General features: G+C 64.3%; 7 protein-coding genes and 1 pseudogene. 7 read left to right on the forward strand and 1 reads right to left on the reverse strand.

Going from position 1 to position 8,596, the window contains the following annotated elements:
* Window positions 1–349 precede the first annotated feature (349 nt).
* The 6 genes and pseudogenes from ABZ911_RS42485 (at window position 350) to ABZ911_RS42510 (ending at window position 6,414) form a co-directional block, all read left to right on the forward strand.
* Entirely contained in the window at window positions 350–757 is a 408-nt protein-coding gene (locus tag ABZ911_RS42485) for a hypothetical protein (protein WP_358070184.1), read from the forward strand.
* A complete protein-coding gene (locus ABZ911_RS42490; RefSeq protein ID WP_358070187.1) occupies window positions 754–1,764 on the forward strand; it encodes an IS3 family transposase in 1,011 nt (336 codons plus the stop codon). Before ABZ911_RS42485 ends, ABZ911_RS42490 begins: the two co-directional genes overlap by 4 nt.
* Before the next feature lie 468 nt (window positions 1,765–2,232).
* A complete protein-coding gene (locus tag ABZ911_RS42495; RefSeq protein ID WP_358070190.1) occupies window positions 2,233–3,315 on the forward strand; it encodes an integrase core domain-containing protein in 1,083 nt (360 codons plus the stop codon).
* A 77-nt stretch (window positions 3,316–3,392) separates the two neighbouring features.
* On the forward strand, window positions 3,393–3,968 hold the full coding sequence (locus tag ABZ911_RS42500) for a helix-turn-helix transcriptional regulator (RefSeq protein WP_358070193.1): 576 nt from the start codon (window positions 3,393–3,395) through the stop codon (window positions 3,966–3,968).
* A 391-nt stretch (window positions 3,969–4,359) separates the two neighbouring features.
* The gene (locus ABZ911_RS42505; RefSeq protein WP_358070196.1) at window positions 4,360–5,406 is read left to right on the forward strand and encodes a streptomycin biosynthesis regulator; all 1,047 of its coding nucleotides are present in this window, start codon (window positions 4,360–4,362) and stop codon (window positions 5,404–5,406) included.
* Window positions 5,407–5,558: 152 nt separating this feature from the next.
* Window positions 5,559–6,414, forward strand: a pseudogene (locus ABZ911_RS42510) (transposase family protein).
* 21 nt (window positions 6,415–6,435) lie between these two features.
* Here ABZ911_RS42510 and ABZ911_RS42515 read toward each other — a convergent pair.
* Window positions 6,436–7,272: a transposase family protein gene (locus ABZ911_RS42515; RefSeq protein ID WP_358070199.1), complete on the reverse strand. Its 837-nt coding sequence runs from the start codon at window positions 7,270–7,272 to the stop codon at window positions 6,436–6,438.
* A 950-nt stretch (window positions 7,273–8,222) separates the two neighbouring features.
* Here ABZ911_RS42515 and ABZ911_RS42520 point away from each other — a divergent pair.
* Window positions 8,223–8,504, forward strand: coding sequence for a hypothetical protein (locus tag ABZ911_RS42520; RefSeq protein WP_358070202.1), 282 nt, complete (start codon window positions 8,223–8,225; stop codon window positions 8,502–8,504).
* Window positions 8,505–8,596: the final 92 nt, after the last annotated feature.

Below are 8,596 nucleotides of genomic sequence, written 5' to 3' on the forward strand. Positions count from 1 at the left end.
CCATGACCGCCTGGCGGAACGGGGTCAGGGCCCGGCTGTCTTTCGGAGTGCCGCGTAGTCGGCGTTCTTCCTGCAGGAGTCGGGCGACGTAGTGAACGAGTGCGTGGGAGACGTCGAGCGTGGCACGATGAGCAATCACGTGGAGCCTTCCGGCTGATCGGGTTTCTTGTGGTGAGAGCTCTTCTACCGGGGGCTCCACGTCTGTTTCCGGCCTTCCCTCTTTGGCAGGCTCTAGTGAGACATGAGGAGGAAGTACCCTTCTGATGCTTAGTAGGGCGAGACAGGACCTTTGAGGATCGTGACCTTGACTGTTGCCGACCTGGGTGTCGGTGTACGTGATGATGTGGCTGTGAGTTCGGAGCCGGAGGGGCCGCGGGCTGAGCGGCCCAAGCGGCGGAAGTTCAGCGCGGAGTACAAGCTGCGGATCGTGGCCGAGTACGACGCGCTGACCGAGTCGGGCGCCAAGGGCGCGTTGCTCCGCCGTGAGGGCCTGTACTCCACGCACATCCTGGACTGGCGTCTGGCTCGTGACCATGGGGCGCTGAAGGCGCTGGAACCCAAGCCGCCCGTGTGTAAGGACGCCAAGAGCCCGGCCGAGAAGGAAGCGGAGCGGCTACGGCGGGAGAACGAGAAGCTCGCCGCGGAGCTGGCCAAGACGAAGAAGGCGCTGACCATTCTGGGAAAAGCACACGAGCTCTTGGAACTGCTGTCGGAGGAGGTGGACACCCCGGGCAGGCCGCCGAAGCCGACCGAGTGATCACCGAGGCGTTCGAGCAGCTGGAGCAGGTGCTGGACGTCAAGAACGCCTGCGAGCTGACCGGGATCGCACGGGCGACGCTGTATCGCAGACGCAACCCCAAGCCCCGGCTCGATCGTCCGCCCGCGCTGCGACCGGCCCCGCCGAACGCGCTGTCGCCTGCCGAGCGGCACGAGGTGCTGGAGAGGCTCAACTCCTACCGGTTCGCCGACAAGGCACCTGCGCAGGTGTGGGCGACCCTGCTGGATGAGGGTGTCTATCTGTGCTCGATCTCCACCATGTACCGGCTGCTGCGCGTCGAGGACGGCGTTCGGGAGCGGCGCGCCCAGGCCCGTCACCCGTCCCGAACGATTCCCGAGTTGGTCGCCGACGGACCCGGCCAGGTGTTCACCTGGGACATCACCAAACTCAAAGGGCCTCGGCCGGGCATCACCTACGACCTGTACGTGATGATCGACATCTACTCGCGATACGTGGTCGGCTGGCGGGTCGAGCACCGGGAAAGCGCCGAGTTGGCCGCCGACTTCATCGCCACCACGGTGGCGCGTAACGGCGGCAGGCCACACGTCGTGCACGCCGACCGGGGCACCTCGATGACGTCCGGCGATGTCGCCGCGCTGCTGGCGGAGCTGCAGATCACCCGGTCCCATTCCCGGCCCAAGGTGAGTAACGACAACCCCTACTCCGAGGCGGCGTTCAAGACGCTGAAGTACTGTCCGGCCTTCCCTGAGCGGTTCGGCGGCCTCGCCGACGCCCACGTGTTCTGTGAGGCGTTCTTCGCCTACTACAACCACGAGCATCGTCACTCCGGGATCGGGCTGCATACCCCGGCCTCGGTGCATTTCGGCACCGCCGCTGAGATCCGCGAGCAGCGTGCCGCCACTCTCCAGGCCGCCTACGCGGCCAATCCAGGCCGGTTCCGCAAGAAGCCGGCCCCGCCGACGATCCCGGCCAAGGCATGGATCAACGATCCCGACAAACGGGAGAAACAAGTACAGAACAACTAACGCAACCGTGTCTCACTCAGCTTGACAAGTTCCGCTTCGGCAACTCCTCCCGAAAGGCCCGGTACGCCACCAGCGGCGTCCAAGAAATCCCAATCATCCGAATTATTTCGCTGAGATCACCTCAGTGACCGAGCTACGGTCCAGTAGCCCAGTTTCTCCTTAGTAAGCCTTCGTCAGCAGGCTCTAAGTCATCGTCCTGCTCACACAAATCAGGCCCTAAGGACAACGCGTAAAGGCCGACGGCAGGTAGGCAAGGGCTTGCGGAATGGCCAGATCACCTACGCCACCCGACTCCGCGAAATCGGCCCGCCGTGCCAGCGCCCTCTACCTAAAGACGATCACGCACCATCGGTGAGCTGGGCGAACCTGTGGGGCTCAATTACTCGAATCACCTCCAGCGCAGAACCCTTCGTCCGATGAGCGGAAGGGCTCAGCGGCACCGAGTGACTGGTCCGATCGCCTGGGATCATGATTCGTGATCCTGTCTACGGTGTACGCCGTCGCCGGCGCCTGCTGTCTTTGCCCGCGCTGCTGCTACGAAGGAGCGTCTCCAAGGAGGCGGAACTGTTGGTGCTTCGACATCAGAACGCGGTCCTACGCCGTCAGGTCCCGCGGGTGCGTTACGAGCCGGCCGATCGCCTGTGGTTGGCGGCACTCTCGCACCTGATACCCCGCTCCCACTGGGAGAGGATCTTCCCGATAACCCCGGCCACGTGGCTGGCCTGGCACCGCAACCTCGTGGCGAAGAAGTGGGACTACAGCAAACCTCGCCGTCCCGGACGGCCACCAACGGCGGCTGCGGTCAAGGCACTCATCCTGCGCCTGGCGGCGGAGAATCCGAGGTGGGGCCACCGCCGCATCCATGGCGAACTGACCCGCCTCGGCCACAAGATCGCACTTTCTACCGTGTGGAACATCTTGAACCAGGCGGGGATCGACCCCGCTCCGCGCCGCAGCGGGCCGACGTGGAAGCAGTTCCTAACCGCTCAGGCCGAGCACATCGTCGCCGTTGACTTCTTGCATGTGGACACTGCCAGCCTCGAACGCCTCTACGCCCTGATCATGCTCGAACACGGCAGTCGCCGTGCCCACCTGCTCGGCGTCACCGCCAACCCTACCGGCCCGTGGACCGCCCAGGCCGCCCGGAACTTCCTCATGGACACCGATATAACGAAGCGGAGGTTCCTGATTCGAGACCGGGGCGGCCAGTTCACCGATGCCTTCGACGCGGTCTTCGTCGACGCTGGTCTGCGGGTCATCAAGAGTCCACCGCAGGCCCCGAAAGCGAACGCGCACTGCGAAAGGATCATCGGCACCCTACGCCGCGAACTCCTGGACAGTACGCTCATCCTCAACGAGCGCCATCTACGCCGAACCCTCACCCGCTACCTGGAGCACTACAACACGGCACGGCCCCACCGCGGCATCAGGCAGTTGGCCCCATCGCAAGCCGAAACCAGACCGCCAACCCCCATCGACCTGGCCAACCATCGAGTCCACGGCAGATCCATCCTCGGCGGCCTCATCAACGAGTACCGGATCGCCAGCTGATCAGGTGACCGGCTGACACCACCCGAGAACCGGCGGGTCAGATACCGCATCCTATTTATGAGCCCCACAGGATTCAGATGAGCCCGCAGGCCTACGACGATTACGTGGCAGGCGTTTCGGGGTGGATGCTTTCCATTACGTCGCTGCTCGACCTACGCCATCGTGAGGTGATCGCGGCCTGCCGCCGCAGAGGCGACAGTCTGGAGTTGGGCGAGCGGCTACGAGATCTGCTGGCCGCCCTACCGCCCCGGACCGAACGCAGTGGGCAGGGCGCGCTGCCCGCAACTCGGGTGGCGCACCGCCGCCTGGCCCAGGCAGTGCAAGAGGCGCTCAACAGCGGACACCTCAACGACAACGTCGAGGACCTTGCCCGGCTGGTCGGCGCCTCTCCCAAGCATCTGGGCAGGATCTTCCGGCGCATGACCGGCCATACGATCAGTGAATACCGCAACGATCTGAGAGTGCGAGGCGTCCTGGAGCGGCTGGCGGACGGCGGGACTCCGCTCGCCGAGTTGGCCGCCGCGTACGGCTTCGCTGACCACTCGCACCTGACTCGCACTGTCCGTAAGCACCTGGCCGAGACACCCAGCGCGCTGGGCGCACGGTTGGACACCGATCTTCAAGCGCCAGACCATCAAGATCCATCAGTCTGAGGGCACCCGGTCTGCCGGTGCCTGTCAAACCGAATGAGACATCAGGCTACTTTTGTGGTTTGTGGTGAGGTATTGGTCTGAAGGGTCGTGGGTGGCCTGTTGATCCATACCCTGGCGGGCAGCGACGGCGGGTAGGGGCGCATGCCACGGAACCGTTCGGGGTGCGCGAGGAAGGCTACAGACCAAGCAGGACAAGATCGAGACAGCTGGAGAGACAAATTGGAGAGCGCGATCCGGCATGGTTCAGGGGAACCCCTGCACAACAGAAGCGCAAGCCGGTGAAGTTCACAGAGGGCTAATCGGCCGGCTCAGTGCAGGACGGGAAGCAAAAGGCCTCGCCAGATGGGAAATCATCTTGGTTAACGGGAACGGAACAACCGCCTCGTCCCACGTGACCCGCACCCGGGAAGAAGCACTGGATGAGAACTACCGCTCCAGCCTTTCGGAAGTCGAGACAGTGCCCGTCCATGCGCTGCTCCCGGCGGATACACCACGGACCTTGGGGGAGGACCTGCAGCATGTACGACTGCTTGCTGGCCTGGAAACCAGGCTGCCACCGTTAATCGTGCACCGGCCCACCATGCGGGTCGTAGACGGAATGCACCGGCTGCGGGCAGCGGTGTTGCGCGGGGACAAGAACATATGCGTGCGGTTCTTCGATGGCGATGAGCTCGATGCCTTTACGATCGCTGTCAGGGAGAATGTCGCACACGGCCTGCCGCTGTCTGTTGCCGATCGCGCAGCGGCCGCCGACCGGATCGTCCGGTCACACCCGCACTGGTCCGACAGGATGGTCGCCAAGGTCGCAGGACTGTCCGCCCGAACGGTGAGTGACATCCGTCGTTCCGCATTCTCTGGGAGCGCTCAGCCAGCGGCACGGCTAGGGAACGACGGCCGCATCCGTCCGCTGGACAGTTCTGCGGGTCGCATCCGCGCGGCTGAGCTGATGGCAAAAGAGCCGCATGCCACGCTCCGGCGGATCGCGAAACAGGCAGGGATCTCGCCGGGCACCGTCCGAGACGTCCGCGATCGTCTCGAGCGTGGGGAAGGTCCGCTGCCGAGCTCAGCACGGTCCGCTGATGCGCGACCTGACGCGGCCCCTCAGAAGCAGCCTGTCGCTCCTCTCCCAGAGACCGCGTCCGAGTCACGCTCCGCTCAACCACCTAGACCGGGATGTGACCGGCGTCGTATATCGCCATTGCACACTCTGATCAAGGATCCGGCTCTGCGGTCAGGGGAGCGCGGCCGGCTCCTCCTGCGCGTGCTCAGCATGAATGTCGCACTCACGCCGGATCGGGAACAGCTAATCGAAGCGGTTCCCGAGCACTGCGTGGATCTGGTCTGCCAAGCGGCCGAGGAGAGCGCCGCCGCCTGGGCGGAGTTCGCCAGAAAGCTTGAGCGCAGAGCGGCGAGTCTCAAAGGGCGTGCGGACGGATGACGACGCCAGTGAGCCATTGTCTGTAACGATCAGGAACGGTGCGTAGTCGTCATCAACCCTCGACGCCCCTGGCCCTCTGGCGGCAGGAAAGCGTAAAGCCCCTGATAGAAGTGGTCTTGTCTAGAGATCAACTTCCGAACCAGAGGCTTCACGTGCCCACAAGTGTCACATACACCGCGACCTTGAGCATCCAGCGGGAGACCGTGCTGTTCCTAGCCGCTCTGCTGCACGAGGAACGCCGCCGCCGGGGTACCCGCCAGGGCCGCCGGGCGATCACCTGCTTCACCCAGGCCGTTCTCATCCTGCGCTGGTTCTGCGACAACACCCGCATCAAGCAACTCGCGATCGATCACGGCATCAGCCGCGCGACCGCCTACCGCTACCTCCACGAGGGCATCGACGTCCTCGCCGCCATGGCGCCCGACCTGCGCCACGTCCTGGACGACGCCAAGAAGACGGGCCTGACGCACGTCAATCTCGACGGCATCGTGATCGCCACCGACCGGGTCAGCACCCCCGGACCCAACGGCGCGGACCTGTGGTGGTCGGGCAAGCACAAGCACCACGGCGGGAACGTACAGGTCATCTCCGCGCCGGACGGCTGGCCGCTATGGGTGTCCGACGTCCGGCCCGGCCGAGAGCACGACATGACCTGCGCCCGCCGGCACGGGATCATCGCCACTTTGACCGCCGTCCGGTCCGCACTTCCGGCCCTGGCCGACCTGGGCTACAAAGGCGCCGCCGACGTCGTACGCGTCCCCATCAAGAAGAAGGGCTGGTCAGCCCAAGCTCGGCCATGACGAGCACACCTACAACAAGCTGCTCCGAGGCCTGCGCGGTATCGGCGAGCGGGCGAACGCCCTGCTCACCATCACGTTCAAGGCCCTACGCCGGGTAAGCCTCGACCCCTGGCGCATCGGGAAGATCGTCCAGACGGCGCTCGTCCTGCTCAACCAGGAGCACAACTGGACCATGTCAGCATCACACAACGTGATCTTCAGTTACTGACAACAACTCAGTGACGTGATCTCAGCGAATAGTTGGTAGGTGGTTGTGCTCGAAATGGGTGAGGACAAGCGCTGCGCGGGTGATGTCGCCGATTCTGCTGGGGCTGAGGGTGATGTGCTGGAGGGTCCGCCAGCGGCCTTTGAGCAGGGCGAATCCGCGTTCGCCGAGACAGCGCAGGGCGCGTAGGAGCCTGTTGTAGGTGCGGTTGTCCGGGCTGAGGATCTGGTTGCCTTCTGGCTGCTTGATCGGTGTGTGAATGCCGATTCCGGCGCCGTCGTAGCCGCTGTCGGCGAGGGTGGGCAGGCCCTGGGCGGCTGCGGCGTACAGTGCGCCCAGCGCCTGTGCGCGGGCGGCGGTGAGGTCGTGGACGGAGCCGGGTTCGACCTCGGCGATCCACAAGGGCAGTCCGTTTGGTGACGATAGTGCTTGGAGGTTGCCGGCGTGCCGGCGGGCCTTGCCGGAGTACCAGGCGTCGATGGGTTCGCCCTTGACGCTGACGGTCTGCTCGGCGCAGCGATCGATGGGGGTCAGGGTGCCGTCGAGGATCACGTACGCCAGTCCCTCGGCTTGGGCGCGGTCGAGGGCTTGGTGCAGATCAGGTGCTTGAGTTGCGAGAACTCCGATGCCTTCGTGGATGTAGCGGTAGGCGGTGGCCCGGGAGATGCGATGGTCACGGCCGAGCTTGGGAACGTCGTGCTCGCCGCGGAACCAGCGCACCACCATGACCGCTTGCCGGAACGGGCTCAAGGCCCGGCTACCTTGTGGGGTGCCACGCAGTCGGCGTTCTTCGTGCAGGAGCAGCGCGACGTACTGAACGAGTGCGCGGGAGACGTCGAGCGTGGCACGATGAGCAATCACGTGGGGCCTTCCGGAGGCTGGGATTTCTTGTGGTGAGAGCTCTTCTACCGGAGGCTCCACGTCTGCTTCCGGCCTTCGGCGACTCCTCCCGAAAGGCCCGGAACGCCACGGACGGCGTCCAAGAAATCCCAATCGCCCGAACTATTTCGCTGAGATCACCTCAGTGTGCAACCGCTGAGAATCAGCGGTTGCACACGACTCTTGATGTCCCGAATACGGTCACGACAACGAACGATTTGGTCAGGTTGCTCGTCTCGATCATGAAAGGAAGCAGACTGGCAAATCCGAGTTAACCAGCAGGGTCGTACAGGCGCGCAGGTCACATTAACGCGGTCAGCAGCCGATCTTGGGAGACGGCCTGCCTGGCGTTCATGACCAACACCGGCAGCAGAGGGTGCTGTTCGCCGCTGACTGTGATCGCATGTCCATCGCGCCATAGCTCTACCGGCCCAGCACGCGAAACTGCAACTGCGTTATCCTACGGGTCGATGATCTGTGGGGGCGCACCATGAATGTGGATATCGATGGCCAGGCGGCCGCCTGCCAGGATACTTGATCTACGTTCGTATCGGATCTGGATGAGATGTCCGAGCACAGATGATTCGCGCCCGATGCCATGGAAACCCGGCCATCGAGAGACTCGCGAGCGCCTGGCGTTCCCTCGCGTTCCTGGGGAATCCTCTCAAGAGGCTGAGCCGCGCCTTGCGGCCGCCCGGCACGTTCGGTGGTTCGGGATCCAGATAAGCGACATTCCGAACTCTTTCGCGATCTCTGACACTCGCCGCCCACCGCCGTGTATCCCCGCCTTCGCATGTCGGCCTCATGACATCACGGCTCTGCGCCTGCCGATATTTATGTCCGCCCAGGTCATGACCAGGTGGGGCTTTGCGTGGTGTGCGTGAGCTCTGGCCGTCAGGAGAGGGAAAGCACGTGTGGCATGATGATCGGCCGTGCTCCTTCGCCTGGCCTACCTCGCTGTTACCAACGCATTTACCGCGCTGCGGTTGCTGCCCATGGGCGATCGGGACAAGGACGCCGAGATTCTCGCTCTGCGCCACCAGATCACTGTCCTTGAACGGCAGCTCGGTGCCGGCACCCGGGTGAGATTCGCCGCCGAGGACCGGGCCTTTCTCGCCGCGCTCCTGACCTCGTTGCCGCGCGAGGTCCTGCACCGGCTGTGGCTTCTCATCCGGCCGGATACTGTTCTGTGCTGGCAGCGCGATCTGATGTGAGGTGCCACGGTGATTCCGGACAGTCGCCTTATGGGCGTAGCCTAAGCGGCTGCTTGGGATGAAAGGGACTCGTCGAGTACTTCCAGGGGTGG

The sequence above is a fragment of the Nonomuraea sp. NPDC046570 genome (assembly GCF_040645915.1).
Classification (GTDB): Bacteria; Actinomycetota; Actinomycetes; order Streptosporangiales; family Streptosporangiaceae; genus Nonomuraea.